The organism is Paenibacillus sp. FSL P4-0176 (assembly GCF_037975265.1).
GTDB classification, from domain to species: Bacteria; Bacillota; Bacilli; order Paenibacillales; family Paenibacillaceae; genus Paenibacillus; species Paenibacillus amylolyticus.
The window spans coordinates 4537791-4563597 of sequence record NZ_CP150242.1; the positions used below are offsets into that span (position 1 = coordinate 4537791).

General features: G+C 43.9%; 36 protein-coding genes. 5 read left to right on the top strand and 31 right to left on the bottom strand.

All coding sequences use genetic code 11. The features are described 5' to 3' along the window. Positions 1 to 17 precede the first annotated feature (17 nt). The 11 genes from MKY95_RS20800 to MKY95_RS20850 all read right to left on the bottom strand — a co-directional run bounded on the left by MKY95_RS20800 (position 18) and on the right by MKY95_RS20850 (position 7786). Positions 18 to 902 carry a menaquinol-cytochrome c reductase cytochrome b/c subunit gene (locus tag MKY95_RS20800; RefSeq protein WP_036607643.1) on the bottom strand — a complete coding sequence of 295 codons (885 nt, stop codon included), beginning with the start codon at positions 900 to 902 and terminating at the stop codon, positions 18 to 20. A 21-nt stretch (positions 903 to 923) separates the two neighbouring features. Then, positions 924 to 1595: a cytochrome b6 gene (locus MKY95_RS20805; protein WP_017687726.1), complete on the bottom strand. Its 672-nt coding sequence runs from the start codon at positions 1593 to 1595 to the stop codon at positions 924 to 926. A 15-nt stretch (positions 1596 to 1610) separates the two neighbouring features. Further along, positions 1611 to 2150 carry a ubiquinol-cytochrome c reductase iron-sulfur subunit gene (locus MKY95_RS20810; RefSeq protein WP_036607648.1) on the bottom strand — a complete coding sequence of 180 codons (540 nt, stop codon included), beginning with the start codon at positions 2148 to 2150 and terminating at the stop codon, positions 1611 to 1613. Between the two features lie 192 nt (positions 2151 to 2342). Then, positions 2343 to 2765: a DUF2487 family protein gene (locus MKY95_RS20815; protein ID WP_076317438.1), complete on the bottom strand. Its 423-nt coding sequence runs from the start codon at positions 2763 to 2765 to the stop codon at positions 2343 to 2345. A gap of 154 nt (positions 2766 to 2919) precedes the next feature. Continuing rightward, the gene (locus MKY95_RS20820; RefSeq protein WP_017687723.1) at positions 2920 to 3099 is read right to left on the bottom strand and encodes an IDEAL domain-containing protein; all 180 of its coding nucleotides are present in this window, start codon (positions 3097 to 3099) and stop codon (positions 2920 to 2922) included. 23 nt (positions 3100 to 3122) lie between these two features. Continuing rightward, on the bottom strand, positions 3123 to 3629 hold the full coding sequence (locus tag MKY95_RS20825) for a gamma carbonic anhydrase family protein (protein WP_036607653.1): 507 nt from the start codon (positions 3627 to 3629) through the stop codon (positions 3123 to 3125). A gap of 44 nt (positions 3630 to 3673) precedes the next feature. Further along, on the bottom strand, positions 3674 to 4792 hold the full coding sequence (locus tag MKY95_RS20830) for a hypothetical protein (protein ID WP_076317437.1): 1119 nt from the start codon (positions 4790 to 4792) through the stop codon (positions 3674 to 3676). 234 nt (positions 4793 to 5026) lie between these two features. Continuing rightward, positions 5027 to 5626: a histidine phosphatase family protein gene (locus tag MKY95_RS20835; protein ID WP_036607658.1), complete on the bottom strand. Its 600-nt coding sequence runs from the start codon at positions 5624 to 5626 to the stop codon at positions 5027 to 5029. Positions 5627 to 5669: 43 nt separating this feature from the next. Next, positions 5670 to 6305, bottom strand: a complete 636-nt coding sequence (locus MKY95_RS20840) for a zf-HC2 domain-containing protein (protein ID WP_036607660.1) — start codon at positions 6303 to 6305, stop codon at positions 5670 to 5672. Further along, positions 6302 to 6895: a sigma-70 family RNA polymerase sigma factor gene (locus MKY95_RS20845; protein ID WP_076317436.1), complete on the bottom strand. Its 594-nt coding sequence runs from the start codon at positions 6893 to 6895 to the stop codon at positions 6302 to 6304. Before MKY95_RS20845 ends, MKY95_RS20840 begins: the two co-directional genes overlap by 4 nt. A 627-nt stretch (positions 6896 to 7522) precedes the next feature. Beyond that, entirely contained in the window at positions 7523 to 7786 is a 264-nt protein-coding gene (locus MKY95_RS20850) for a hypothetical protein (RefSeq protein ID WP_076328397.1), read from the bottom strand. A 109-nt stretch (positions 7787 to 7895) separates the two neighbouring features. Between MKY95_RS20850 and MKY95_RS20855 the strand changes: the two genes are divergently transcribed. After that, entirely contained in the window at positions 7896 to 8111 is a 216-nt protein-coding gene (locus MKY95_RS20855) for a helix-turn-helix transcriptional regulator (protein ID WP_076328396.1), read from the top strand. A gap of 257 nt (positions 8112 to 8368) precedes the next feature. Here MKY95_RS20855 and MKY95_RS20860 read toward each other — a convergent pair whose 3' ends face one another. From MKY95_RS20860 to MKY95_RS20895, 8 genes are all read right to left on the bottom strand, one after another. Beyond that, on the bottom strand, positions 8369 to 9118 hold the full coding sequence (locus MKY95_RS20860) for a hypothetical protein (protein WP_076328395.1): 750 nt from the start codon (positions 9116 to 9118) through the stop codon (positions 8369 to 8371). 4 nt (positions 9119 to 9122) lie between these two features. Then, positions 9123 to 9254: a hypothetical protein gene (locus tag MKY95_RS20865; protein WP_282615754.1), complete on the bottom strand. Its 132-nt coding sequence runs from the start codon at positions 9252 to 9254 to the stop codon at positions 9123 to 9125. A 469-nt stretch (positions 9255 to 9723) separates the two neighbouring features. Continuing rightward, positions 9724 to 10431: a hypothetical protein gene (locus MKY95_RS20870; protein WP_076328393.1), complete on the bottom strand. Its 708-nt coding sequence runs from the start codon at positions 10429 to 10431 to the stop codon at positions 9724 to 9726. Positions 10432 to 10510: 79 nt separating this feature from the next. Beyond that, positions 10511 to 10843 (bottom strand): YolD-like family protein, encoded by a 333-nt coding sequence (locus MKY95_RS20875; RefSeq protein WP_076328392.1) that lies wholly within the window; start codon positions 10841 to 10843, stop codon positions 10511 to 10513. Positions 10844 to 10855: 12 nt separating this feature from the next. Then, positions 10856 to 11053: a hypothetical protein gene (locus MKY95_RS20880; protein ID WP_245838202.1), complete on the bottom strand. Its 198-nt coding sequence runs from the start codon at positions 11051 to 11053 to the stop codon at positions 10856 to 10858. A gap of 225 nt (positions 11054 to 11278) precedes the next feature. Next, complete coding sequence (locus MKY95_RS20885; RefSeq protein WP_339194230.1) at positions 11279 to 11785, bottom strand: hypothetical protein; 507 nt, start codon at positions 11783 to 11785, stop codon at positions 11279 to 11281. Between the two features lies 1 nt (position 11786). Then, positions 11787 to 12200, bottom strand: a complete 414-nt coding sequence (locus MKY95_RS20890) for a hypothetical protein (RefSeq protein ID WP_339194232.1) — start codon at positions 12198 to 12200, stop codon at positions 11787 to 11789. A gap of 76 nt (positions 12201 to 12276) precedes the next feature. After that, positions 12277 to 12435 carry a hypothetical protein gene (locus MKY95_RS20895; RefSeq protein ID WP_339194234.1) on the bottom strand — a complete coding sequence of 53 codons (159 nt, stop codon included), beginning with the start codon at positions 12433 to 12435 and terminating at the stop codon, positions 12277 to 12279. Between the two features lie 123 nt (positions 12436 to 12558). Here MKY95_RS20895 and MKY95_RS20900 point away from each other — a divergent pair, with 123 nt between their 5' ends. The 4 genes from MKY95_RS20900 to MKY95_RS20915 all read left to right on the top strand — a co-directional run bounded on the left by MKY95_RS20900 (position 12559) and on the right by MKY95_RS20915 (position 14158). Then, complete coding sequence (locus MKY95_RS20900; protein ID WP_339194235.1) at positions 12559 to 12810, top strand: hypothetical protein; 252 nt, start codon at positions 12559 to 12561, stop codon at positions 12808 to 12810. Between the two features lie 298 nt (positions 12811 to 13108). Continuing rightward, on the top strand, positions 13109 to 13546 hold the full coding sequence (locus tag MKY95_RS20905; RefSeq protein ID WP_339194237.1) for a NucA/NucB deoxyribonuclease domain-containing protein: 438 nt from the start codon (positions 13109 to 13111) through the stop codon (positions 13544 to 13546). Positions 13547 to 13578: 32 nt separating this feature from the next. Then, the gene (locus MKY95_RS20910; RefSeq protein WP_339194239.1) at positions 13579 to 13917 is read left to right on the top strand and encodes a recombinase family protein; all 339 of its coding nucleotides are present in this window, start codon (positions 13579 to 13581) and stop codon (positions 13915 to 13917) included. A gap of 37 nt (positions 13918 to 13954) precedes the next feature. Next, the gene (locus tag MKY95_RS20915) at positions 13955 to 14158 is read left to right on the top strand and encodes a hypothetical protein (RefSeq protein ID WP_076328388.1); all 204 of its coding nucleotides are present in this window, start codon (positions 13955 to 13957) and stop codon (positions 14156 to 14158) included. A 375-nt stretch (positions 14159 to 14533) separates the two neighbouring features. On the opposite strand, the gene MKY95_RS20920 is transcribed toward MKY95_RS20915, so the two are convergent. The 12 genes from MKY95_RS20920 to MKY95_RS20975 all read right to left on the bottom strand — a co-directional run bounded on the left by MKY95_RS20920 (position 14534) and on the right by MKY95_RS20975 (position 25807). Then, on the bottom strand, positions 14534 to 15010 hold the full coding sequence (locus MKY95_RS20920; RefSeq protein ID WP_339194241.1) for a phage holin, LLH family: 477 nt from the start codon (positions 15008 to 15010) through the stop codon (positions 14534 to 14536). A 3-nt stretch (positions 15011 to 15013) separates the two neighbouring features. After that, entirely contained in the window at positions 15014 to 15829 is an 816-nt protein-coding gene (locus MKY95_RS20925; protein WP_339194243.1) for a M15 family metallopeptidase, read from the bottom strand. Continuing rightward, entirely contained in the window at positions 15801 to 16199 is a 399-nt protein-coding gene (locus MKY95_RS20930; RefSeq protein WP_339194245.1) for a hypothetical protein, read from the bottom strand. Before MKY95_RS20930 ends, MKY95_RS20925 begins: the two co-directional genes overlap by 29 nt. Beyond that, positions 16186 to 16392 carry a hypothetical protein gene (locus MKY95_RS20935; RefSeq protein ID WP_339194247.1) on the bottom strand — a complete coding sequence of 69 codons (207 nt, stop codon included), beginning with the start codon at positions 16390 to 16392 and terminating at the stop codon, positions 16186 to 16188. The genes MKY95_RS20930 and MKY95_RS20935 overlap by 14 nt, the downstream gene beginning before the upstream one ends. Before the next feature lie 4 nt (positions 16393 to 16396). Next, positions 16397 to 16663, bottom strand: a complete 267-nt coding sequence (locus MKY95_RS20940; protein WP_211083583.1) for a hypothetical protein — start codon at positions 16661 to 16663, stop codon at positions 16397 to 16399. A gap of 89 nt (positions 16664 to 16752) precedes the next feature. Then, positions 16753 to 16884: a hypothetical protein gene (locus MKY95_RS20945; protein ID WP_339194250.1), complete on the bottom strand. Its 132-nt coding sequence runs from the start codon at positions 16882 to 16884 to the stop codon at positions 16753 to 16755. Positions 16885 to 16931: 47 nt separating this feature from the next. Beyond that, the gene (locus tag MKY95_RS20950; RefSeq protein ID WP_339194252.1) at positions 16932 to 17357 is read right to left on the bottom strand and encodes a hypothetical protein; all 426 of its coding nucleotides are present in this window, start codon (positions 17355 to 17357) and stop codon (positions 16932 to 16934) included. 13 nt (positions 17358 to 17370) lie between these two features. After that, positions 17371 to 18819, bottom strand: coding sequence for a hypothetical protein (locus MKY95_RS20955; protein WP_339194253.1), 1449 nt, complete (start codon positions 18817 to 18819; stop codon positions 17371 to 17373). 3 nt (positions 18820 to 18822) lie between these two features. After that, positions 18823 to 19917 carry a siphovirus ReqiPepy6 Gp37-like family protein gene (locus tag MKY95_RS20960; protein ID WP_339194255.1) on the bottom strand — a complete coding sequence of 365 codons (1095 nt, stop codon included), beginning with the start codon at positions 19915 to 19917 and terminating at the stop codon, positions 18823 to 18825. Positions 19918 to 19919: 2 nt separating this feature from the next. After that, the gene (locus tag MKY95_RS20965) at positions 19920 to 20780 is read right to left on the bottom strand and encodes a distal tail protein Dit (RefSeq protein WP_339194256.1); all 861 of its coding nucleotides are present in this window, start codon (positions 20778 to 20780) and stop codon (positions 19920 to 19922) included. A gap of 8 nt (positions 20781 to 20788) precedes the next feature. Next, positions 20789 to 25246 (bottom strand): phage tail tape measure protein, encoded by a 4458-nt coding sequence (locus MKY95_RS20970; RefSeq protein ID WP_339194257.1) that lies wholly within the window; start codon positions 25244 to 25246, stop codon positions 20789 to 20791. An 18-nt stretch (positions 25247 to 25264) separates the two neighbouring features. Continuing rightward, the gene (locus MKY95_RS20975) at positions 25265 to 25807 is read right to left on the bottom strand and encodes a hypothetical protein (protein ID WP_339194258.1); all 543 of its coding nucleotides are present in this window, start codon (positions 25805 to 25807) and stop codon (positions 25265 to 25267) included.

Below are 25807 nucleotides of genomic sequence, written 5' to 3' on the forward strand. Positions count from 1 at the left end.
CATTGGTTATTTCGATTTTACTGTTCTGCTTTCTGTTTCGCAAGCCATTCGGTCAGATGAGTGATCTCTTCATCCGTGACACCTTGAGCAATAGCATTATTGTACTGAGGCTGCATTGCATTGTAACCTTCTTTGATAATGGTCAGAATCTCTTCCTGACTGTGCTTGTCACCTATGCCTCGAAGCGAAGGTCCAGTTGCGCCCTTCATATCAGCCGCATGGCAACCAATACATCCAGCCTTCTTGTACGTTTCCATTGCAGGATCATCCTGTTCCACGATCGCAACTTCTTCTTGCTGTCCAGGTGCATTGGAAACGGGTGGGAGTCCCTGTTCACGCCTCTCCAGCGCTTCTTCTTCACGTTGAATGTGTTCAGGTTTCTGTCCACTTGCTTCCAACTCATGCTCGTAGTGCGTCCACGCTACATTTGTCAGGTAGAATACAGAAATGACCGACAAAATCATCAGTGATGAAGCAATTGGGCGTTTATAGAAACGCCGCTCCTTGCCTGTGTCCAGGAATGGTGCCAGCAGCAAAGCTCCAAAAGCAACTCCGCTGACCCCCAGTACCCCGAGCAGAACGTAATCGCCCGATGCGTATGGATACTTTAAGTACTGATACAGAAAAAGGAAGTACCAGTCCGGCATAGGAATTACGGATGCGCTCGGATTGGCCGGATAGCCTAAAGGTGCAGGTTCTGAGATCGTGAGAACCAGAATCCCCACCAATACAACGACACCAACCATCCATTCTTTCAGCAGGAAGTTGGGGATAAAGGCTTCTGATTTGCCGGGATACGCCGTGTAATCAGGAGGGGTAATGAAACCCGCCCCTTTACGGACCCGTGAATCACCGACAAAGATAACCTTTTCCTCATCATCCTTCTTATGTCCGTGAGCCATTGCGATTCCTCCCTTCTCAGTTTATAGTGGTCCCGAAATGCCCTGTCTGCGGATCATGATAAAGTGTCCGACCAGAAGCACCAGAAGCACAGCGGGGAGGAAGAATACGTGCAGGGCAAAGAATCGGGTTAGTGTCTGTGCACCAACAATCGTACCGCCTTGCAGGAATTCTTTAATAATCGGTCCCAGCCAAGGAACCGTATTGGCAATCTCCAGTGTTACTTTTGTTGCAAAATAGGCTTTGTTATCCCATGGCAACAAGTACCCTGTCAGCCCCAGGCCCAACATGACGAAAAAGATCAGCATGCCGACAACCCAGTTCATTTCACGCGGTGCCTTGTAAGAGCCTGTAAAGAACACACGCATCGTATGTAAGAACATCATTACGATAACCAGACTGGCTCCCCAGTGGTGCATGCCGCGAACAATTTGGCCGAAGGCTACTTTGGTCTGAAGGTACTCCACACTTGCGTAGGCATTGATAATATCAGGTACATAATACATGGTCAGGAACATGCCTGACAGAATCTGAATAACAGTAATAAAGAACGTCAATCCACCAAAGCAGTACACGAATGCGGAAAAGTGATGAGCCGGATTTACATGCTCTGGAACTTCATGATCCGCAACGTCCCGCCAGATTGGCGTGATGTCAAGACGCTCGTCAATCCAGTCATAGACATTTTTAAACATCTGCGTTCACGCCTCCTAATTCACTCGGGTGTTCGGAACAATGTCGCCCAGATATACCCAACCCTGCTCTTCCTTGACTACGTACTCATCCAGCGGTTTGGGGGCTACGGCAAGATTCTTCCCTTCCTTGTCATAGTGCGCGCCATGGCAGGGGCAATGATACTCGTCAGGGTACTGCTTGTCACTATTCCAGCCTACTGTACATCCCAGATGTTTACAGATAGGTGAGAGTGCATAAATTTTACCCTGCTCGTCTTTGCGAATCCACGCCACTAACGATGCATTACTCAGATACCAACCATCCTGTTGTTTAAGTTCAAAGGTGAATTCTTGAGGCTCATTCGTAATTTTGCTGATTTCAGCTACTTTGACAGAGGTGCCTTCTCCCTTATGTTGCAAAATCGGGTCCACCGCAAAACGGACCATAGGAAGGATTGCACCGGCGGCCATGTAGGCTGTAGCTCCACCAAGCGTGTACGTCAAAAACTGCCTGCGTGACATCTCCATGCGGCTTGGCAATTTCAATGAAGCTTCGTGGTCATGCTCACTGCTCATACTGTCTCCAACCCCCTTTTTCAGCCAACTCTCTCAAACGTTTTCATTTTCATAAATTCCACGACTTACTAGAACATACATAATCATATAGTAGCCCTAGAACACCGTCAAGAATTTGTCACACATTTTTAAGGTTCAATTGTAAGCGTTATTAAAAAATTGTTGTAAAATTGTCACATTTGTCGCTAAAAACTATTTTTTCCACAACTCTCGTATCTTTTCCCCTATAAATCTCGCAATCCCTTCTTCTCCGACCTCATGAGTTAAGACGGACCGACTCAAAACCAGATCAGCAGCTGGAATGTCCATGCCATCCAAATGACCATCTGATGACATAATAACCACATATTTGAATCCTGAGGATTTAAGCTGTGCGGACAAGGAATTTAATGTCATTGACAATTCCGAATTAGCATAATGAAAAGCTGGATAAGTCATGATTCTCCCTTTGAAAGGAATTTCGACCATATCCAGAAAATCTCTCAGTCGCTCCAACGCCTCGGTAGCTTCAACTGGCGACTGCTCACCGCTAAGAGCTGTGTATGGAATAAGGCATGTATCCAGATAGAGTTGCAGTTCAGCCCAGCTGTCTTGAGTCATCTCACTGAATTTCAATTCCCTATATCCCCTCTCTATCCATTTTATTCCCATATTATATATGACTATATCTTATAAATCCAGACATTCATTTTGGAATTACACATATCAAAAAAAAGGAAACACGCATCTGCGCATTCCCTTTTATCTCAGAAAGGAACTATTTTGCTAATCAGTTTATGGTCCTCAGTTCATCCGTCAGACTCCGGAAAGCTACTTCGTCTCCGGTAGCTAACGCTTTATCGATTTCCAAATAGAGCTTCTCGCTGCGCTGTTTGCGAAGCGCTTCGTCCCAAACCATCTCAGCTGCCAGCCCCAACATGACTTCATACGTAACTTTCATTTTATCCAATAGGATGCACCTCCAAAACGGATTTAAGAGCTCCTATATTCTTTTCCTTTGGTAACATAACCCAGTGAAGTTCTGGACATCCGCTCCAGATCGGCATCAGTCAGCTCACGTATCACTTTGGCAGGTGTCCCCAAAGCAAGAGTATAGGGCGGAATTTTACTATTCTCAGTAACAACAGAACCAGCTCCAATCAGCGTATATTCGCCAATATCGGCTCCATTCAGCAGAATGGCTCCCATGCCGATTAATGATCCTGTTCCAATACAACAACCATGAATGATCGCTGTATGTCCTACTGAGACATCATCTCCCACAATCAAAGGTTGATCAGTATTGACATGCCCGACAACGTTATCTTGAATATTACAGCGCTTTCCAATGATAATAGGAGCCAAATCAGCCCGAAGGACTGCATTGAACCAGACGGAAGACTCTTCTCCCATTCTCAAATCACCGATCAGTTTTGCACCTTCAGCCATATATACCGAAGGGTGTAACTGAGGTTGTAGACCTTTGTATGGAATTATCATTATTATCACTCCTTAATTTGGGAGTGATTTTAGCAACTTGTCCTTCACTTGTCAAACATAATAGGCGTAATGTCTCCGGAGATGGAGCGACAGGATGCAGCAAGACGTGTGCCCCAGGCTGTCATTTGTATAGTCCTGCCTTCCTCATGTTCCCCAATACGGACCATGCCAAGATGCAACATCATTTTAACAATTCTGTTATCATAAATGGCCTCGGCCGTATCATAGTAAAACGGCTGAATGAACGGACCGATCTGACGAAACAGCGACTCGGCGGTTGACCATTCTTGGGCACATTCGCCTGTCCAATACACAATAGAGGACAGATTGGGAATAGCACCTTTATACAATCTTAACCAAAACCTAAATAGCTGTATCATTTCGGCTGTTTTCTCAGCTCCCAGCTTGTCTTCTCCAGCTGGTGATAACTTCAGCGTGCCATGCTCCTCACGAACCAGCCGATGGTGAAATGCATAGTCGTAGAGAAGTGCGAAACGATCCGGGTAATCCTTGAAGGAACGACCATATCCGAATCTCCATCCACCTTTGCCCACCAATTCCTCACTAATGTGCAGATGCTCCATAATCTGCTGTTGAGAGCGACGGTACATCATGCCTTCAGCGTTAAGGGCAATTTCGTGCTGCTGGACAAACTGCAGGAACAACTTGAGATCATCCGCTAAGAGATGATACTCATCCCGATACATGGGTGGTTCCGTTGTTTTGGTAATCCCTGCTCGCAGATGTGTGGATAACACATCCCTGAATCTTAATTTCAGATCCTGGGGTACCTGATACAAATACCTGGTCTGCTGCGTTGTCCCATTGAACAACCATCCACTCTTATTAAAGCGAACGATGAGATCACGTGGACTGGCGCCAGCCTCACTCTCCTTTTTGTCCATCGATTGACGGGCTATGGCAATGAGTTCTTCCATACCATAATACTGGCGAGGATCAAACAACAAGTTGTTCAAAAAGCGCTGATCTGCTTGATTCAGTTGACGTACCTGCTGCTCAAAAAAGGGTCTGCTGCCCAATGTAGTGAGAATACTCTGGATGAGTTCATGTTTGGAATTGGGCTTGCATTCACATTGGTAATAGTCTGCTATTCGATTAAGCTGGCCAATATCGGCAAAAGTAAGCATATCCGCTAGATTCATGGGTCCATCGCCTCGCCCGTTAACTACTTCGACTGCTGATTGGGAGCCTGAAATAGTTTGGTTTTGTAAACATCGTTGACGGAATTCCCATAATCTAAACCTCTTTTTGGAAATCTTTTATGTTTTAAACCATACTATGCCCCGAGTTGGTCAATCAGAAGAAAAATGAGAGGTTTGAAATCATATACAGTCTTTATTTCCCCATAAAACGCAAAAAAAACAACCCAAGTTGGATTACTCAGGTTGTTTCGCTGTGTCCAAAGACAGATGTCGTGTGCAATTATACAACAGCGGACTCCAGTCATCACGTTCCTTTTCCAGGATCGTCAGTGACAGGTTTCCAATCCGTTCTGTATACCGATCTTTAAACAAAGCTGTTAAAAGGTTGGCTAAGAAAGCTCCGTGAGTGACAATGAGTACGTTTTGGTCCGAATAGGCAGACCATAGATCTTCCAGAAACGCCAGTGCACGAATCTGGATATCCGCTATCTGCTCCTGTCCCAAGTCCAATGTCTCCCAGGCTTGGCCCCAACGGGCAACCCGTTCTTCTGAAGTCAGACCTTCAATCTGACCAAAAGCCCTTTCTTTCAACCGTGCGTCTGGCTCAAGCAAAGGTACATTCAACAGCTTGGAGATAATCTCCCCTGTTTCCTGTGCCCGCGATAATCCACTTGTGATGATATAGTCCCATTGGTATTCTTCCGTCAGCAGACGTCTTCCCAGGCGCTCTGCCTGTTCACGACCTTCTCCATTCAGAGGAATATCCGTCTGACCCTGTATACGGCCCGCCGCATTCCAGTCTGTAAGACCGTGACGAATAAGCCCGATTCGCACTTACATCCCTCATTTCTCCACACGGCGAACGAAAGGTTATTACCTATGCACTCGCACCTTGTTTGCGTTTATTCGTTGTTCGATGCATACGTCCAAGAGAAAATAACGCCATTCCTATTGCAAGTAAAGAGAGGGCCATCCAATACTGCGGATATGCAGGTCCCATGCTCACAACAAAAGGTTCTATGATACTTCCTCTGTCCGCTCCAGTCATGTTGTACTGATACATGCCAGAGGACGATGGTCCGCTTCCGGCAACCCCTGTCTCCAGGATACCAGTAGTAACAACTTTGGTTTGCTCAGCTTCTGATACGTCTGGCTTAAACATTGCCATATACAGAAAGCTGCATAAAAAAATAGCCAGGAACGCGGCAATCCACAAAGACATATGCTTGCGGATCACAGCAGAGAAACGATTAACCTTTACCTCTTCTGGCAGTAACCATGGAGACTCCGCGTAGATCCGGTCCATAACGTTACGGTTCACTCTCTCTGCTTGTTGTTCTGTCACTGGAACCGGAATGCTGTGCAGCAAGATCTGAGCTTCTTCCCAGACCTCAAACTGCTCGGAGCACTCTTCACAACCAGCGAGATGAGCATGAAATGCAATCCGCTGAGGATGAGTTTCCGGCAAGTCCCAGACCAGTGCAAACAGTTCCTGGGCTTCATTGCAATTCATCGGTTCTTCATCCCTTCATATGGCTCGTACACCGGTTCGAAGAAATAAGGTTCCAATTGAGTTTTTACGCTTGATCTTGCTCTGAATAATAGCGATTTCACAGAACTGACGCTCTGCCCAAGAATATTCGCAATCTCTTGGTAGTCTAGTTGATCATACTCACGGAGTATAATCGCAGAACGCTGCTTCTCCGGCAAATTGTTAATCGCATCCCTAACCAGCATCACCCGCTCGCTGCGTAGTACAGCATACTCCGGTGTATTCTCCGAAGGAGCAACGGGAACAATCCCGCTCTCTTCAAGTGGGACATTTCCGCTACGCTGTTTGCGAAGCTCACTCAGTACCGTATTTCTCGCAATGGTATATAACCATGTTGAGAATGAGGCATCCACCTCACGGAAAGAGTGCAGACTGCGGAACGCCTTATAGAAAGTCTCAGAACAGAGATCTTCCGCAAGCAGCTCCATATTGGAACTTTTCAACATATGATATACGAAAGCCAGTATTTTACGCTGATAACGAGTCATCAGCTCGGAATATAACTCCAGGTTACCTTCCTTGATCTCTCGAATCAACTGGGAATCCGTCATTTGAGTGCGACCCCTCCTCGCCCATCCATGTGCTTCTCCCCGTTCGACTCTATCCATGTATTACCGAACAGGCACAAAAAAGTTGCGGTTCTCACCGCATATAAAAAGCGTTCAGCGCCATAACTGGCCTTCCCGCCAAATTCCCCTATGTAATGGCAATTTCCCCAACGTTTCTACATTAACAGTATTTATTGTACAACGGTCTGCATCATCCTGGCAAATCCATTGGCATCCACAAAACCCGACCTGTCATTCATATGCGGTCATTTTCACGTTCATGACTTCATTTTGAGCCTTTTTGGTAACCCTTGCTTATATAGACGGACGATATACCGAAAAGGTTACAAAAATGTGATATTTATTGGATCTAAGGTATCCTAACAGATTAAGGAGGGAGATGTAAATAGAGGATGTAAGTCCAAGTGTAACTATTAACATATCAATGCCTTTCCCATAACTTTTTTAAGACAAAAAAAAGACCGCTTACATAAGCGGCCATTGCTCACGTGGAGCAATACAGTTATTGGATAGGAGTGGAGAGTCTTGTCCTGAAACTAACCCATAGTTAAAATATTCCCTTCTATAATAAAAGCACCCTGTCAGCCGTAATGGTGACAGAGTGCTTTTTTAAATAAGATCCTTCATTTCTTGGTTTAGTTTAAATGCATCGTTAAACCCAGATTGATAAGCTGTCTTGATCGAAGATCCTTTCTGCAAGAAAATATCCTCCATCTTATTTAGATCATCCATGAGTTCCAATGGTATGTGTTTTTTCAATTTATTTAAGGTTAGCGAAAACTCATCATACAGCCCTTTATTCTCTTCCTCACAAATCTTTACTACTTCCCATACCCGTTTTTCAATCGCTGGCTCCAACCATTCTTTTAACATTCTGTATCTCCCCTATGATGTGATTTGGTATTTATAGTGGTTTACCGCAATTTGCCATCGTGTTATAATGTGGCCTGAAACAAAATTGATTTAATGTAAGGAGTTCAAGGTGAACAAAATCTCCTTAGGGAGATGTTTACTTCAACACTGGCTTGACCATCGGCAAATGAGTCAAGTTGAGTTTTCTCGTAGGACTGGAATATCACCACGCATGGTGTCTCACTATTGCAATGGTACGCAGAAGATGACTGTGGAGGTCCTCATTCTGTCTTCCCTTGTCCTAGATGTTCCTATGGATAAGTTCTACGAGTATACGTTGTCGTAAACGGCGGTTTAAACCGCACTCCCTTGGAGTGTTTCGGAATATATATGTTCTGAAACTACAAATACCTCGCCCCACCTTTCTCTTAACAAGCCCTCATGAACATATGACTCCTTTTCCATATTTAGTTTATCACAGGATAATAGTGGAATTTGTCGATGGTTGTCGATTATTATTGATCGCATTTTACTAGTACAACTTACTATTGACACACAAATAAAAATATGATAAGGCCACTCCTTTGATTTAAAGGGATGGCCTTATTTTTTGAAGAACTCCGGAAAGTGCTTCTTATATTTATGTGCCATACTCGTTGTCAGAGCGGAGTTTTTAAATCTAACCACAATATCGAAAAGCATATCAGTTGCACCCTGTACCTGGTCCAGATTGACAAGGTTTGTGTTGAGTAGAGGGAATAATTTAGGGAACAAGGGTTTGTAGGACTGCAGGGTCATCGCTTCGACAAAAGCTTTTTCCTCTGTCACATACAACGGGACATAATAATTAGCTTTTGGTGAACAAGATTCAATAACGACTACGTCTTTAATCCTTATTAAGGCTGCCTCACCTTGCTTTACATTTTCATCGTACTCAACAGCAGGTAACCATCTGTCATCATCTGGTTGTTCTGCAGCTTCTTCAATCAATTTATTCCAGGGTTTACTGTCAAAGGCATAATCAGATATCTCTAATGGCTCCACTGGAACGTTAAAGACCACTTGGGCGCCATGTGGTATTTTTATGATCGTTTTGACCTTCTTCAAATTTACGATAGTACCATTTACTAAATGCTCAAAATGGGAAGGCAAACCTTCTTTACACTGTTTCATGGTCAATGCTGGCCCGAACTCGCCGTTTACTGTAAATACCTGAGGTACATTGTAATTCTTTTTGGGCTTGTGTGTAGAAACATAGAACATATCAGTGCAGTAATAAAAAAAATTGTTTGGAGTAGCTCTTCTATCCTCTGCAGAAGGCACCCCAAACACTTTAATACTTTTTTTATCCATAGGCTTACTTCTCTTTTTTAACTTTCAATGATTCCGGCAATTTCGCTGCACCGAATAAAGTTTTCACCTTGGAAGCTTCTTTCTTAGCATCAGCTTCCAGGTATTTACCTGCCATACTCAATAGTTTGTTATTCATCTAGGTTCACCTCCTCGTCCAGGGTAGAATAGTTAAAGCTTGTACCACCAAAACGGTGGCAACCAAGCTGGATAGCATAAACAAATTACTTGCCGCGATAATGGTGACGATTATTTTATTTCTTACATCACTACCATCATCAATTCGCTCATGAAAGTAATTCGGAGCGAATAAAGCAAAAATAACCACCGAGAAAATAGTCATATAGAACACAATGTTGTTGCTGTATTCAATTATCGGAACTACACCCATGAATATACCGGACGCTATCGAACACAATGTTAATGAAGGGAGATGTCTGCCTCCCGATCTACCACGTATTATCATTAGCAAGAGATAAGAAACGATAACTCCTATCCACTGACTTGTCCAAATGCATATAGTAAGCGCTATTGCCATTGCAAAGAATTGATTCAACTTATTTTTAAGCGAATAAGCCATAAGTTCTATATCGGTATTTGGATCAGCCTTATTTATGCTTCGCGCGATATTCGTTGATATTCTTGATAGCATCCTGGCGGTCACTCCTTATCGATAAGTAAATTGATAGGATTAACCCTATGGTTGCTGTAATAGCTAGCCAGAATGGATTAGCAATGTACAGGAGTGCTACTGTCAAAGCCATTGTCACAATAGATATCACAGTGCCAATTATCATAACTCTATTCTCTGATGCAGAATAATCTTCCCTTATAAGGAAATCGTGTGGCGGCGCTACTATAAATGTGAAGCCTCTGTTCAACAATGCGAGTATTCCGGTTAATGCAAAACCGATCATTATTGAAGGTATTTGGATCAGATACACAGCCGCACCAGTATTGTGATTTATCACATCGGTTGGTACGATCTCGGAAATAGAATAGATGAAGTACAATAAAAGTTGAAATGAAATGTAGGTTAACAATCCGACCCCGGATACAAAAGAGGAAATGTGTGTTTTGATTTCAAGCGCATAACGTAAGAATAGAACCAAAAACACATACTGTAAGCCTAAATCAAATTCAGGAAGTTTGAAAACCATTCGCATCATAAAAGAAAAGCTAGTGACGAACAGAGCATAAATAGCTATTCTCTTTATGTTATCCCTTATTGGCAACATGAAAAGTTGTAGACACAATAATATGTAAGATAACGCATCAAAATAGCCGAGAGAGTAATACAGTGCCGCATCCTTCAATTTCTTCGTCCCCCATAACAATTATACTTACAATTATATATGAGGTTGCGGCAATTCCATAGCCAATTTCATACAAATGTTATACAGATGCCGATATAATTTCAATTAACTTGATCCATCGGTATTCTTCATCTAACATCAACTTAACTTCACGCCGGGAGGTATTTAAACCTACAACCACACCGGATACAGTGTCATCATTGAATGGGTTGAATATCACCAGATCGACTGTACTGTTGTTACTATATGACTCGCCCAATACTTCACTGATACGCTGTATCTCCTGCTCATCTAATTCCGGTTTCACACGTCTTTTCTGCTCCTTCATGTGTGTTAACCAAGCCTCCTTATGTTCAGGCAATATCATTCTGGAGGACTCAAACAATCCGTTTTCCGACAATTTGATGCTCATGATAACCACTCCTTAGTATTGAGTCCAGTAATCGGTGTTTCCTGTTGACCGATTTGGTTCCACCTTAGGACGTTCCCCTTCGCGCTCCCAGCCTTCCAAGATAACGATATTGGACGTATCCGACTTATCATCCCAATGTATATATCTCTCTGCTATAAGCGTATCCAGAGCCGCCATAACGTCCGGCTGATCCTTACCTGTCTTGTTCATTAGCTCATGCATGGTAGGGAATACACGTCGTACACCTTTGTAGTTGTATAATATCCGAAGGACCTTTCTTTGATAATCCGTTAGCATGTAAATCACCTCTGGTCATATTATATGCGAACATACGTTCTTTGAGCAACAACAAAAATACCCAGTCACACAGACTAGGTACATTTATAGTAGCACTCATGGGAGAGAGTAGTAACATCATTCCCACTTTGGGCAAGTTTATTCAATCCCGTATATAACAGCTAACACCATAGCAGCTACCCCTAAGATAATCGAAATAGTAAGGGCTATAACGGTATTCCTAGTTGTTCTTGACTCATCTTTCACATCCTGAAAGTCAGAACGTAATTCGTTTTTCATGTCATTAAGTGCAGACATTAGACGTTCTTCACGTTCTTTTGACTCTTGTCTCCAACGTTCATCCTGAGCTTTCATTTCATCTCGATATCTATTCTCGCGTTCTTTTGCATCAGCAGTGATGGCTGCGTCACGATCCCTTATCTCCTGTTTATGATCTCTCATATCTTGATCCAAGCGATTAATTAGTGCCTTGGTCGATTCATCCATGTTGTTCCCCTCCTTCGTTGCGCTATGATACTTTGAAGCATCCATGTTGTGCAGATCTATATATCTCTGAATTAAATCTTTATTCTCATCATTTTCATCAACAACTTTATTGCTGTTTTTAAAGTTTTCATGATCATCTAGGAACACGACATCACCCATATCAAATTACCCCTTCTGATATGTAGAGTGTATACTCGCTTGAAACAATATTTTTCAATCCTACTTTGAAAACATATTCGCCAAAAGCTTCTATGTTGAATCCTGAATTATGTACAAATGTTGTTACTATTGGATTAGAGTCATTGTCCCGACATAAAAATTTTTTCTCTTTTTTAATAATTTCTTTACCATTCGGATCGAAGAGATAAAAGAATGTGTCATATTCTTCTCCTAAGGTCATCCCTACTGTTGTAAAAGCAACCCTAGTTTTTATTAAAAAAGGAATGGTTGCAACCTCTAAACCAATTAAAGGTTCAATGATTGCAAATTGACTCCCTTGCATATCATCATTGTCTACGCTTATATAGTCTATATCCCGCGCTACAATAACATAAGAAATCTTAATATCCTCCAAAAGAAACGACTCCCTACTTTAGTTTAGTTTATGCGTTTATTCTATAAAACTCGCCCCCTTTCCTTCTTGAATTTTATTATTCATTGTTCTTCTTTGCGTCTACAATCTGGTTCACAACCACGCTTACTGTACATTTCTGTTTTTCTGCTTCCTCACGCAACCATTCAATCAGTTCAGGTTCAAAATAAATAGCCTCGCGAACCTTCTTTTCTTTCTTCGGCGGTCTGCCTACCATGACATCAACTCCTTGTCCACCAATTTTACAGCATTTAAAAATATTTAACAACATTCGATTTAGGTATTTACACAGCATTTTAAAGCATGTAAAATAGGCGTATAAGATCAAGGAGGCGATGAAATGTTCCCTTATCACGCACGTATGGCTGAGTTGTGGTCAGTTGCTAAGAAACGTTTGCTTAACGAAGATGAATTGACCGAGATGAATCAGTGTTTGGAACTTAACGCAAAGCACTGTTGGCAATTAGCTCGACTCCAGAACGAATCCTTATTGGCATCCATGACGGATGATACCCAGTGGCAGCATGAGACGTGCGCTCGGCTGGAGGAGCTACAGATCACCGGGAAAGTTACATATGGTGATGCACGATGATCTGTGAACGCTGTGGCGGCTCCGGCCGCTTCTCTGCTGGGTATATCTGCTACGATTGTGCCGGCACAGGTAAACATGTTACCGAGTCTGTCCGATTAATATGTACAAAGGCGTTTGATAAGTACGGATACATCCCAGGTGACCGCTGTACAGGTTGGGAAACTACTCCTGCTGTCCTTACTAATGAGAAACGGTACATAGTAATGAACTGGCGTATCAAGCGTTCATACACTATTTTGGAGCGTCAGGTGAAGGAGTATTTTAAAGAGTTGCCGAAAAGATAATATGGAGGTAGATTATGAAAAAGATTGTAGGAATGATATTAGCGGTAATTATCGCCCTAGCAGTAATCAATGCAGACAAGTGGTTTGGATCAGAGGAACAGACAGAATCGACGCCTGTAAGTAAATCAGAAACAGTTCAGCTACTCTTCCCTACTGATCGCTATCCCGAGACAGCTAAGCACATCCAAGATGCTGTAGAGAACGGTCATCCAGCTACATGTACCATTGACCGCGATGGAGCAGATGAGAACCGCAAACTATCCCTGAGAGGCATAGACACCAAAAAAGGATATGACCGGGATGAGTGGCCCATGGCAATGTGCGCTGAAGGCGGAGAAGGTGCAGATATTGAATACATAAGTCCATCAGACAATCGTGGTGCAGGTAGCTGGGTAGGTAATCAGTTAGAGGAATATCCAGATGGTACGGTAGTGGAATTTATACTAAAATGAAATCAACATTAATTATATAGGAGGATTTTATCATGAATGAAAGAATAATTGGCTTCGCAAGAGTTAGTACGGATTTGCAGACTAATAATTCTCAGATTGAAAAATTAACTATGTTTTCTCAAGAACACGGGATGACTATAGATAAAGTATTTTCAGTTACGGGTTCATCTGAATCTGCAAAAGAAGTCCTTGATGAGGCTTTAGAATATCTTGATAATACTGGCATAAAGAAAATGATTGTCGTTAATGCTTCTCGTATCTCGCGTACAAAAGAAGAGACAGAAAGAATCGAGGAAAAATTTTCGTCACGCAGCAAAGAAATATTCTATATAGATCAGCAGGGGAGAATTGATTTCTCACTAAATATTTAATTTCTCTCTTGAAGGAAATATGAATGAGGTGATGTTAATGAAATTCGGATTCCGTAAGCCTAGCTTAAAGAAACGTATAGCCGCTAGAACAAGTATTAAACGACAGATCGTGCATCGTGCCGGATTGAAGATGCCTCGTGGATATGGATGGTTACGTAATCCGAAACGAGCAGCGTATAACAAAGTGTACAACAAGACGACATTCGATATTTTTAAGGTGATCAAAAAGTTATTTAAATAAAAAAACGAATCGCATGAATCGCCATACCCCGCCTGAGTAAGATGGGTTTACAGCAAAGGTACGCGTGTATTGATTCGCTGGCACTATAAAGCACCTGATTGGAGGGAACAATGATGAGTTACAGAAGTAATGAACATATATTAACAGCAGTCCCCGATGGAACACCTGTGCAATCTGTCATATGTGATAAATGTGGAGCAGAAAGAATTTTATCAGCAGAATCAACTTTGGTTTTTGATAAAAGAATTAGAGAGGTTAAGCGGAAGGGGTATTCCTTTGATAATAAAGGAAGGCACTATTGTACTGAGTGTCAACGCCATATGTGAGTAAACAAAAAAGGCCCTGCCAGCATAAAAGCCAGCAGAGCCTTTTGTTTTACTTTTGCACCACTTTAGCGATTTCTGCTTCCATAGCTTTCATAATAGACTCACTATCGATCCGATCACTATTAACTGTTATATTCGGCGTAATGGTTTTTCGTGATTGTTGCTTAGGTATCTTGTCCAACTTCACCCAGGCCTCCTGAATCTTCGCCCGAATTTCATCCGCATTAACAGCGATACCCAATGCCCTCAGACGTTTCACCGCATAGTTAAGTGCAATGTCCATCTTATCTGGCCCAGCAAGTTCACCCAGTGCCGCCTCAGCCTTAGCATATGCTTCTTGCGCCACACTCCACAATGCATTTTGAATGGACTCAGCAGACTTAGCTTCTGCAGCTGCTTTACGTGCCGCAATCCATGCGCCGAGTTGACGCCACTCTTTAACAAGGAACACGAACAACATAACCACCAGTAAGCATGCCACAGAGATAAGGACGTTTGTTACAGTAGATTGAATAATTTCGTTCATCGTTTACACCTTCCCTTTGAATGATTTAAGATGCTCGATGAATCGCGGTTCGAAAAGACCCATATTGTACATCGTTTGAAGGATCTTTAATGCAGACTGATCCTTGTCATTAGTTGTGGCGATAGCTTCAACGAACTTAGCTGCCTCTAGCGCCTTGTGATACACAGTAGGTGGTGTTTGGTCGCCGTTGATGTTAACTCGCGTCTGAAGTGCCTTTACATCCTTCTTAAGCTGTTCAAATTCTTTCTTTTCCTCTGCTGTCATAGGTTCACCCTCCTTTGATGGTGTAGCTGGTTTAAGTTTTGATAAAACTGCGTTGAGCTGCGCCTGAGTCGGTCTTATCCCCGCACGAAATTGTGCAGTCGTCAGTCCAAACACCATCTGAAGATGTGGCATATCTACAAAGCTCCGCCAATCCCCTCCCCACTCAAATCCCAGTTTCTTCGCCTCTTCCACGACTTCCGACCAATCCGGTAGGGAGTCTTTGTCATCGTCTCGCAACGTGTCCCAAGATACCGATTTTCCATCTTTCAGTAATAGAGCGAAGTCAATGGCGAATCCGAAATTGTGGATTGAATATCCGCCCTTTACCTGTGTAACGATGGGCAGTTTTTTACCTTTGGAGTCATACAAAACCGTTCGGCCCTGTGCGTATAATGCATCTTGCTCCGCATATGTCCGCAATCCTTGTGTAATCAAGACCCACACACCACGGTTATAACAACGCTCAATAAGAGTCTCACCCAGTTGCCGAATGACCGGATGTACTCCGGACAAACGTGTTTGGGATTTAGCCTTCACTTGTTCCAGAGTCAACATCGTCTGGTTCCCCCTCTTTATCAATCTTTCTCAAGTACACAAACAAGTCATATCGCTTCGTATAAGTTAGGATAGACAGAATCACCAGACCTGCCGTAGTGCCAAACATGGCAATGGTCCATGCGTAACTCTGGATTGCTTCCAAAACAGCACCACGACCCGTTAGAGACGTGCTGAGCCTAATCCAAATAGCAATAACCATCTTGAATGTGTATGCGCCCAAAAAAAAGAGCATCGCCAGCATAAATGCACTGACAACACCCGATTTAAAACGTTCCTTAAAATATGGAGCATGTTTTATAAGGTTATACACTCCGCATACGGCTCCGATAAAATACAACGTAAGTAAGATCATATCAATTGTGTGCATGCTCCGTGTTTCCCCCTTTATCGTAGATCAAATGTCTCGCAAAGTGATTTTTCTCAATGAGTGACTTGATCTCTTCAGAGCAATCGCTGTATCGCTGCAACGCTAACGATGCTTTATGCTTTACAACTTGGAGCTCCCTCTCTTTCTCTCTATCTTGGCGTGGGAGTAAACGCTTGATCCATTTCAGTATCACAATGTTAGCCTCCTCTATCCTCGCCAGAATCCTTTTTTAAGTTATTAACCATATTCAACAACGGCTCCATAAACTTTTCACGCTCCGCATTCATTTTCTCAGTTAGTTTGTGAAGTTGTTCTTGTGCCTCGTCTCTTTCTCTTCTGGCATCATTTATAGCCGACCTCACCAAATAGATGCACACGCCTAATAGCACGAACATCAATACCAAGGCCAAACCGTATTTTTCAGCCAGCGGAAGAACTTCCTTTAGGCTATCCAACCAGTTCATCCCCTCGCTCCCCTATCTCTATATATTTAAAAAAGCCCCCTGACCACTCCAGAGGGCATAAAAATAGCGCTCCATATTCGGAACGCTGGTTACTCGGTGATTAGAAAATCAAGTCCGCTATCTATCAAAATCTCTTTAACTCCGTCCTGTAAAGATGTAGGAACAGCTTTGAATTCTGTTTTGTTTAAAATAACACGTTGTGCAAAGAACATGGCCATCATAGTAGCGTCACCTCCTTTCAGAAGCAACCAGGTTATGAAACGTCGAATCATTTGTATACCTGGGTTGCCATTTCCGCAATAACATCCTCTACAAAGTCCGCTCGTTCTGACAAAGCACTGCTCTGTGCCTTCAGAAGTGTATTGTCCTGCACTAATGCATCGACCTGTTTACTGAGTGCCGCACGCGGTTCTTGTGGTGTCTCTGGGTCGACTGGATCAGGATAGGTGAATAGCGGTTCCAAAGTATCCATATCAACTCGTGCGATGTATCCGCCTTGAGCATAATCAGCTGCATACTGTCCGTAATCCAACTGGATAACACCCACTGTTTCAGGTACTCGCTCAGCAAGAACAGCATAAGAATAAAAATCCTGCTCAACTGTTGTTTCAATCACATCCCCTGAACGTTGCCCAGTATTCACAATGATATTGCCAGTTGATTTTTCATAGTAAATACGCGCTCCTATATTCATGTTACCCCTCCTTTTATATCGATATTGCTTCCCAAATCACATTTGTGTTAGCGACAGGAACAGGTAATCTGAATGAATTCGTTGCCATGGCGAATCCGCTGGCTGGTAAATTGGAAACACTAAATTCATACACTCGGACATATCCTTGGTTAGGCATCGCTGAAAGTTCAGCGGATACAACGATAAAATTGTAGTTGTTTGCCCCTGCGGTAGCGGAGGGGACTCCATTCCTCGTCCCGAAATCATAAGTGCAAACAATAGATCTATCTTCACTGTATACAGCCTTCATTATCACTCTGTTAGGGCGGAATCCAAGACCTGTAACAGTAATGTAATAGTAGGGGTCTTGAAATCCGAAAATGGGTGTCATGGTCGTTGAAGAAGAGGTTGAAGTTCCGCTAGCTAACCTCGCACCCGCCTTAATGGTGATTGGGTTATCGTATATCCCTGAATTTAAAACCTGATCCGATGAATTTGGAATTATTATTGTAGGCGCTATGTCTCTGGTTACAAGAGTCCCCGACAACAATCCTGACTCCGTTCCTATAGTCTTCGTCGATCTCACGTCACCCGCCAACGCCGTACCGTACTCACCCCCTTCACCCTGTAAGATAAAAGCCGTTCCGTTATATACAAGCGAATAGACTGATCCGGACCTGAGTCCATTCGCTGTCATGGCGCCTCCATTCGATTTAAGAATGTTTCTGACACCGAGACCATTAACATTAATTGTTGCCGCTCCAGTATTAGTTGTGTTGATTCTCACCGTTGCTCTCAACCCAGCCACGAGCGCTGAAGGAGCTGGAGTTAAAGTTACTGAGTATGCATTGCCGCTATTGGTTGTTGCTCCATACCCACCAGTGAGCACGCGATTGTCAACGTACTGCGTTGATGCAAACCCTTCTTGCTGAATCTCTTCCAAAAACGCATCCCATTGCTGTTGGAAAACCGTGGTGTCCACTTGGACAAGCGAGTTGACCAAACCACATACAGCGGTGTTTAATCGTTCGTCAGTGATGTTAGCTTGTGTGATGATCGTTGTATTTGCGTTAACTCTTATTTGTGCTATGGATAGATCATATACTTCCCCTGAACGTGTTAAACCAGGAGGGTTGGGATTCGAGCCTGGGACTCCTTGGATAATCATGGCTTGGATTCTACGGGTCGATAGACTTGTATCTAATCGTAAAACTAAACGGTCAATCCTTGGCAAGGATGCTGCCGGTTGTACCAACAAAGGTAATGGCGTGTCATATACGCTGTATACATATCCGTTGATCCATGCGTATCCAGGGCTAAGTGAAACTGTAGCGTCAGTTCCCGTTGCAGTTGGTCTAAGGTACTGACCGCCATTAAAAACGCCGTTGGTTAATAGCTGGGCGAAGTAATCAGCAAATTCTCTGGCAGGATACGTCCTGACATCAGTTGATGTCGAATCGAAAAAACCTGACTTTTCTGGCATTGGTTAACCACTCCTTTTCACTTCATTTTTTAGTTCTTTGACAATCTGGGTGATCGTTGGTAGTTCTTCGCCAAGAGATATTTCGATTTTCGAATCCGGTTCGTATATCTCTTTCACCTCTGTTATGCGACTATTGAGCGTTACACCCCATGTTCTGTTTTGCACCGTTACGATGTCGCCTAAGTCCCAATCTTGCTCAAAAATAAAGCTGCCTGTATCCAAGATGCGTCCATCATAGGTGACGATCCTCTTTTGAGTGGCAAGTTTTTGATCTCCCATCTCTACCAACTCAGCAGCGTCCACGGCACTTGAACAATCCAGAAACACCTCACGTCTGTCTGCTCCTGATCCTTCTCCGACCATCTGTATGAGCCTATCCTCGTATTCTCCCTGTCCCCCAGCGTAACCAACGTTTTTAAATTGCTGGTCCGAGTCAATAAAAGACTGGGATTCGATGTTGTCATAGTCCCGCGAGAATATGACAGGTGGTAATATGTTTTGGTCTGCTGTCAGATTGCGCCCGACAAGTACGTCAAACACCCATTTCTGGGTGCTGTAATCAAGTGATACAAACCACCCAATATCGCACCACTCGGCTATCTCCTGCGTGACCATATTCAGAGGCTCAAACCTTGTTTGCCACGGTGTAACCACTCCGCGCCCTAGATCCGGAGCAACCGCCATGAAAGGCACTCTTCTTTGGACATTCACACTATTAATCAAGTGATTATTAATGTAATGCTTCATCACTGTCTCGGCCGGACCTCTTACACGATCAAAGTTGTCCGTTACAGTTACCCGTCTATCAAGTATTCCGCCGAGTGTGGGACCTTTTATAATTAGCGTTTCAATACCTTTGTCGTCCTGACCAATTTGACGGTATTGGATGATTCCGGCCTTATGCATTTGGTTATCAACAACAATGATGTTTTCCTTTTGAAGCTGGTCCACGCTTTGCTTGTGTAGAGCTATATGCAACTCAAATTCACCAGCCCTGTAAAAGCGACGGGTGAACTGTAAGCTTTCATAATCGTCAATCTCACCAAGCAGATTAAAATTACGGTCAATGATTCTTATTGAAGGAATAGGTACAAGCACAATCAACCACCCCCATATCTGTTATTCCAGAATATTGTTACGGTGGCTACGGCTCTATCACCCTCACGGTCACTGTCATATATAAGAGTGTTTTGACCCAGTTCAAGTTGAAAGAAGGTGCTACCCAAGTCAATCCAGTGGAACACATTCGTTCGTGTGCCGTCCGGGTTCACAACCTCAACACGTTTCCGCCCAAATGCCGTATTAATTACCAATACATCATCCTCGGACAGATCGTATTTTATTTTGATGTACTCCCCTGTTGTTTCATTGGTCACAACCGGGTTGAGTGCAGGACCTTTATAGTGGATCTCTACCGGAGTTGGTACATCCCCATCATTTTGAAAAATACCCTGGTAAGAACTAAACGCGAACTGTGTAGGCAACCGCAACGGAAATGTTAAACCGCCCTCTTCAAATCTCAAGCCTTTGGATATCTGTGTCTGGTCCGTAAAATAAGGATCAGGGCAAATAAAATTAATATTAAATGGCTGGTTACTAACAATCCGCTCATCAAATTCAGGTGTACCTTCCACTACCGCTTTGATTGCATAACTTCGGGCTGAATTGGTATAAACCAATGTTCCCAAACCGAGTTTAGGATTGAGTATCCTCATGAAGTCCCGACGATACTGGTACATTTCCTGCCTTGATCGAGCAATAATACCACCACGAATGTTAATGGGTCTGTCAGCTAACTGCATATCGATAAACGATGATCCATCTTGGTAGGGTGATTTTGTTGATAGGATATTACTTGGTACCCCGCCCGTACCCGTGATACGTTCAAGGTAAAACGGCTTGGAGGTGCCTAATAAAAGACTCTCTCCGCGCGAATTAGTAAATGTAACTGTCTCCATCATGCACCTCCTTAATAAGCCAGTTTTTGAGCAGAAATTGTAGTAGCGCGAGCGATGTCGCTCGGTGATGTAACTTTGCTGTTGAAGTTATTGATGACTTCCACCTTTACGCCAGTTCTTGTATCTGTACCACTGCTTGACGATGATCCTCCGCTAGATGACGATCCGCCACTACCACCGCCACCACTAACTGCACTCATTGCTGATAACGCAGAACTTCTGGCAGCATCAATTTGAGCGTTAATTGATGAAATGAGCGACTGGATCTGGTTAACTTTTTCAGCAAAACCTTGATACATCTTTTCGCCGAGTGTCTGTCCGGTTGTATTGTATGCATCACCGAAACCGTCAAGTAGCTTAATAATGTCTTCTTGCTGATTTTGGACGATCATCTTCTCGGCTTCAGCTTGTATCTTTTTAGCATCCAGCATCTTGTCATATGTTGCCTGCGTCTCTGCCAACTGCGCATTAAGAGATGCCTTTTGCGTCTCATAAAGTGCGTTGATACGGGCGACATCGGCGTCATAGTCCGCCTGCATGATTTCTTTTTTTACAGCAAGGTTATCCTTGATAATCTGCGTATCTGCCGCAAGCTTTGTTTTAAGTTCCTGTTGTTCTTTGGTAAGAGCCTCTTTGGTGTCCGCCAACTGTTCTTGACGATGTCGCTCATTTTGATCTGCAATGACTTTATTTAACTCTTTTTGGAGCTGAGCGCGGTTAAAGTCGTCATGCTCATAATCGATCATCCCAGTGAGGCGATCTATTTTTTTCTGGTCAGCCGCATCCAGCTCAGCACGACTCCGTTGTTGCTCCGCTTGATTAAGTGCGTCAAGTTGGGCTTGAATCGCTTCGACTTGTGCATTAGTAACGCTAGTGATGCGCTCAATCTCAGCGTCCGCAGCCTTCTGAGCCGCTTCAACACGAGCGTCATACACTGTCTTGATTGCGTCTAGTTGGGATTTTTTCCATTCATCATTGGCGCTAATCTGTTCCTTTATAGCGTCCTCTGCTAATTTCTTTTCTTCTTGATATTTTGCCTTGAGTGCATCCTGTATGCCTTTGGATAGATTATTAATACTGTCGATCTGTTCTTTCTTGTTTTGTTCCAGTATCTTTTTCTCTTCTTCGGCGTACTTCCGGGCCAGATTCAAACGGTCATTCGTTTGGGTACGAATCGCCTCTGTAACTTCTCTCTCAATCTCCTTCTTCTCAGCAGCACTGTAACGACTGTCCTTCATTACTTTTTCGAGGTAGTTTTTATTGAGGTATATTTGGTCATTCAGAAGCCTGTCTTGCAGCTTGTATTGCTGCTCAGCTGTCAACTCTTCGCGTGCCAAACGATCCTCATAGGCCGCTTGTAGCATTTTACTGGCGTAATCAGTCGCTTCCTTACGAACTTCCTTTTCTTTCTCAATCTTGCGCTGAGTGGCCTCGAAGATCATGTCATCAATACGTTCACGTTCTTCGGCGGAATCGGCATACAACTTCTTGATACGCTTCAGACGTTCGATTTCCTGCGCTTCCGTCAGCTTGCCGAGAGTCTTCGAACGTTCATAATCTTTAAGTGCACCGTCTAGCGATTTATCGCCAATTGCTTTCTTAACAGCAAAGATTTTCTCTTCGATTTCCATACGCTCGTCTGCTGTTTTAACATACTTAGCCTGGATCGTTTCGAGAGTCTTCAACTCACTTTCGAGGGTGAGCTGATCCATCTTTTTCTTGTGTTCCATTTGCTTGTATGCTTCGTCAAGAGCTTTGTTCTCGTAAGCTTTTTCTTTAGGAGTCTTTTCTTTCTTGCCTTTGCCGCCTTTGCTGCCTTTATCTTTTTTACCTGGCAAATCCAAATTAGCAGCACTTGCTGTCACTGGGATAGGAGCGACTTTTATCTCCGGTATTTTGAAATCACCAGGCTTCATGTCCAACAACGCTTGCAACGATGCAGCTTCACCACGCAAACGTGTTAGCTCTGCATTCATTTTGTTGAGCGCGCCCTGAGCGATACCGCTTGCTCCAGCTATTTTATTGATACCCTCGACAATTGTTATAGCAGCTTGTTGCTTGGCGATAGCAGTCAGCGTTTCTTGCCTTGCTTCCGTGGCTTTCGCTTGGATGCTCTGCCATTCCAATTCAACCTCACGCTGCTTGACCAGGATAAGCCCCTTGATGGCCTCAGTGTTAATGTTTGTACCATTAGCAAACTGTGGGAACTGGTCTATCAATCCTTTTTGTGCCGCTGCCCACTCTTGCGTACCCTGTTTGGCTGTGTTGTACGTGCGAACCATGTTAAGTGTGCTGTTAATCTGCTGCTGTCGGACTGCAACTGCACGAGCCATTTCATTAATTTCCGAAGCGGTAGCCTTTTGCGCGTTCTTTATGGCGGTTGAGTACGTGTCTGATGCGGCTTTTAGATCCTTCATGGACTTTGCGCTCAGCTTGCCTTTGTCATCTACATATTCTAACTCTACCCCGTACTCACGAGCCTTTTTACGTAATTCACTCATGCTGATCCCTAATTCATCTGCTGCCTGAGTTAAAGCCTTCATTGTTTGTCCGCGCTGACCAGCATTTGATTCAGATGCCGCTTGGATCAACTCTTCATATGATGCTGTAAGTTCATTGATCTTCGCGATTTTTTCCTCAGTAGATGCAATCTCCGCCCGGTCAATTCCGTTTTGTTGCACCTCTTGTAACGCTACCTGCGCTGCAGTTAATTCTTCTGTCGCTGCCTTGGCGCTGTAGAATCCTGCCGTAAGGATGGCTGTAGCCGCCACAACTGCCGTTATAGCCAGCGCAATAGGGTTAGTGGCTAGAAACACTAAAGCCGTACCCAAAGCCTGTACAACTGGTATCAGCGCAGCTATAGAGATGGTCAGTTGTCCGATGATCAATAGAGCAGGACCAAGTGCGGCAACTACCGCTGCAACGGTTAGTATTGTGGTTTGAGTGGATGCATCCAATGATGCAAAAGACTCAGCAACGCCAGCTATTTTTAAGATCAGCGGTTCGAGTGCAGCCATGACAGCTAGTAAAGAAGGTTTTAAAGCATCTCCAAGTGTTATAGCTGCATCCATTACTCTGTTTTTCATAGTTTGCAGCTGTGATTCGGTTGTTGCGTAACGAGCCGCAGCCTCGGTTGTTAATGCCAGGTTTTCTTCCCAAGCAACCGTACCCAACTCCATACTTTCGCGGAACAAATCACCCGCACCAGAAGCCCGGAGTAATGAGTCACGCACACGAATTTCTGATAATCCGAGCGCATCAAGAACGGCAAACGTGTTTTCCCCCGCCTCTGACATTCGCCCTAAACCATCAATAAACCCAATCAATGCTCCAGCAGCATCCGTTTTAAATCTTTCTTGGAACTCCTTAGCACTCACACCGGCCACTAACGCAAAGTTGTTAAGATCACGACTACCTGTTGCTACCGCCTGGGCCATATCGATCATAACTTTACTGAACGCTGAACCCCCTGCTTCCGCCTCAATACCTACAGATGATAATGCACCACCAAACGAAAGTATCTGCGCTTCCGTCAAACCAATTTGATTACCAGCACCGGCTAACCTTAGACCCATCGCCACAATCTCAGCTTCGGTGGTAGCCAAGTTGTTACCCAGGTCAACGATTGTAGCCCCGAGACGGTCGAAGTTTTCCTGTGGCATCTGCGTGATGTTGGCCAGACGAGCAAGGTCAGTGGAAGCTTGTTCTGCTGTCATGTTAGTCGCAACTGCCAAGTCTGACATTGTGCTGGTAAAACTCAATATTGCTTCGTTTTTAATGCCGAGTTGACCAGCCGCTTCAGCTATTCCAGCTAGTTCTGACGCCGTGGATGGACCTAATCTCGCCATTTCTCGCAATCCATCCGAAAAGCCTTGCAATTCTTCTTCAGTTGCATCAACGGTTTTTATCACACCCGCGAAAGCCGACTCATATTCAATTGATGCTTTGGTTGCCAACCCTGCAACGGCCGCGAGAGGTGCGGTCAACATCATGGTAAGACTTTGCCCGGCGTTACGCATTTTATTACCTGCTGCTTCCATGTTCCTAGCAGCCGCATTCAAGGCGGTGGACATTCTGTTCCACGCAGAGGTTTGTCTTTCTATTTCCGATTCGGTGCTACGTAGAGCAGCGTCCATCCGGTTGTATTGAGCCACAGCCCTATTGAGTTGGTTCTCAATGTTTTGGGTTTCTTTAGCGTCCTTGCCCTTCGCCGCCGCCGATGCGTCAAATCTCTGTTTAAGTTGGACGATCCTCTGACCTTGAATCTCCATTTGCCTATTCAAGCTTTCGGATTTATTTCGAAGCTGCTCCTCGGCGCTACCAAACGTTTTAAGTTTGGATGATGATGCTTCAAACTCGGACTGCACTACCCGCATCTGCCGACCTAGTTGGGCCATTGATTGCTCAACCCCTGAGTCACTTAACGTTAGTTTGGTGACTAGGTTAGCAACTTCTATTTCTTCTGCCATTACCTCACCACACTTTCTTTAAATGAATTGGTCGATATATCCGGGTGGGGCAGACGTTTTCTTCTCATCTTTCTGTTCAAAACCGTTAGCCCTTGCATGAACGTCCCACAGCGCAAACAACTTACGCACCGTACATCGCCAGAACTCGTCCTCTTTCATGCCGAGTAACACGGTACCCATGTAATACATCCAATCCCAATCCCAACCACTGTTCTCTTCTGTGGACTGCTCTGCACCATGGACCGGATCATCCAGCTTCGGTTGCGGCAAGTTGATGCTGGCAGCATGTAGGATCAGACCTTTCAACTCAAATAAGGCATCCTTGGTGCTATCTGTGATCAGGCTGCCGACATCCTCGACGTTCAATTGATCGTCCTCGTATAGTAAGCCAGCCCATAACCATGCCCTAACATGTTTGAGCCCCCCGCTTTGGAGTGATTCGAGCGCTTTAATCTTGGACCCATATATATCGTCAAGTTCAACAAATGAACGGAGCGTAAAAACGATGTTACGCCGTTTGTCTAGATCTATCGGAACTCTAATAATTCGGACGTTGATCAT

What these genes read in the sequence shown, in the direction of transcription:
- MKY95_RS20950 (WP_339194252.1), bottom strand. Translation starts at nt 17,357, where the DNA reads ATGAATATAGGAGCGCGTATTTACTATGAAAAATCAACTGGCAATATC.
- MKY95_RS20955 (WP_339194253.1), bottom strand. Translation starts at nt 18,819, where the DNA reads ATGCCAGAAAAGTCAGGTTTTTTCGATTCGACATCAACTGATGTCAGG.
- MKY95_RS20845 (WP_076317436.1), bottom strand. Translation starts at nt 6,895, where the DNA reads ATGACGGATTCCCAGTTGATTCGAGAGATCAAGGAAGGTAACCTGGAG.
- MKY95_RS20965 (WP_339194256.1), bottom strand. Translation starts at nt 20,780, where the DNA reads ATGATGGAGACAGTTACATTTACTAATTCGCGCGGAGAGAGTCTTTTA.
- MKY95_RS20840 (WP_036607660.1), bottom strand. Translation starts at nt 6,305, where the DNA reads ATGAATTGCAATGAAGCCCAGGAACTGTTTGCACTGGTCTGGGACTTG.
- MKY95_RS20860 (WP_076328395.1), bottom strand. Translation starts at nt 9,118, where the DNA reads ATGGATAAAAAAAGTATTAAAGTGTTTGGGGTGCCTTCTGCAGAGGAT.
- MKY95_RS20800 (WP_036607643.1), bottom strand. Translation starts at nt 902, where the DNA reads ATGGCTCACGGACATAAGAAGGATGATGAGGAAAAGGTTATCTTTGTC.
- MKY95_RS20895 (WP_339194234.1), bottom strand. Translation starts at nt 12,435, where the DNA reads ATGGTAGGCAGACCGCCGAAGAAAGAAAAGAAGGTTCGCGAGGCTATT.
- MKY95_RS20825 (WP_036607653.1), bottom strand. Translation starts at nt 3,629, where the DNA reads ATGATAATTCCATACAAAGGTCTACAACCTCAGTTACACCCTTCGGTA.
- MKY95_RS20910 (WP_339194239.1), top strand. Translation starts at nt 13,579, where the DNA reads ATGAATGAAAGAATAATTGGCTTCGCAAGAGTTAGTACGGATTTGCAG.
- MKY95_RS20865 (WP_282615754.1), bottom strand. Translation starts at nt 9,254, where the DNA reads ATGAATAACAAACTATTGAGTATGGCAGGTAAATACCTGGAAGCTGAT.
- MKY95_RS20945 (WP_339194250.1), bottom strand. Translation starts at nt 16,884, where the DNA reads ATGATGGCCATGTTCTTTGCACAACGTGTTATTTTAAACAAAACAGAA.
- MKY95_RS20970 (WP_339194257.1), bottom strand. Translation starts at nt 25,246, where the DNA reads ATGGCAGAAGAAATAGAAGTTGCTAACCTAGTCACCAAACTAACGTTA.
- MKY95_RS20915 (WP_076328388.1), top strand. Translation starts at nt 13,955, where the DNA reads ATGAAATTCGGATTCCGTAAGCCTAGCTTAAAGAAACGTATAGCCGCT.
- MKY95_RS20930 (WP_339194245.1), bottom strand. Translation starts at nt 16,199, where the DNA reads ATGCACACAATTGATATGATCTTACTTACGTTGTATTTTATCGGAGCC.
- MKY95_RS20810 (WP_036607648.1), bottom strand. Translation starts at nt 2,150, where the DNA reads ATGAGCAGTGAGCATGACCACGAAGCTTCATTGAAATTGCCAAGCCGC.
- MKY95_RS20830 (WP_076317437.1), bottom strand. Translation starts at nt 4,792, where the DNA reads ATGAATCTAGCGGATATGCTTACTTTTGCCGATATTGGCCAGCTTAAT.
- MKY95_RS20940 (WP_211083583.1), bottom strand. Translation starts at nt 16,663, where the DNA reads ATGAACTGGTTGGATAGCCTAAAGGAAGTTCTTCCGCTGGCTGAAAAA.
- MKY95_RS20925 (WP_339194243.1), bottom strand. Translation starts at nt 15,829, where the DNA reads ATGTTGACTCTGGAACAAGTGAAGGCTAAATCCCAAACACGTTTGTCC.
- MKY95_RS20805 (WP_017687726.1), bottom strand. Translation starts at nt 1,595, where the DNA reads ATGTTTAAAAATGTCTATGACTGGATTGACGAGCGTCTTGACATCACG.
- MKY95_RS20900 (WP_339194235.1), top strand. Translation starts at nt 12,559, where the DNA reads ATGTTCCCTTATCACGCACGTATGGCTGAGTTGTGGTCAGTTGCTAAG.
- MKY95_RS20875 (WP_076328392.1), bottom strand. Translation starts at nt 10,843, where the DNA reads ATGAGCATCAAATTGTCGGAAAACGGATTGTTTGAGTCCTCCAGAATG.
- MKY95_RS20920 (WP_339194241.1), bottom strand. Translation starts at nt 15,010, where the DNA reads ATGAACGAAATTATTCAATCTACTGTAACAAACGTCCTTATCTCTGTG.
- MKY95_RS20880 (WP_245838202.1), bottom strand. Translation starts at nt 11,053, where the DNA reads ATGAACAAGACAGGTAAGGATCAGCCGGACGTTATGGCGGCTCTGGAT.
- MKY95_RS20850 (WP_076328397.1), bottom strand. Translation starts at nt 7,786, where the DNA reads ATGTTAAAAGAATGGTTGGAGCCAGCGATTGAAAAACGGGTATGGGAA.
- MKY95_RS20975 (WP_339194258.1), bottom strand. Translation starts at nt 25,807, where the DNA reads ATGATCAACGTCCGAATTATTAGAGTTCCGATAGATCTAGACAAACGG.
- MKY95_RS20905 (WP_339194237.1), top strand. Translation starts at nt 13,109, where the DNA reads ATGAAAAAGATTGTAGGAATGATATTAGCGGTAATTATCGCCCTAGCA.
- MKY95_RS20885 (WP_339194230.1), bottom strand. Translation starts at nt 11,785, where the DNA reads ATGGGTGATGTCGTGTTCCTAGATGATCATGAAAACTTTAAAAACAGC.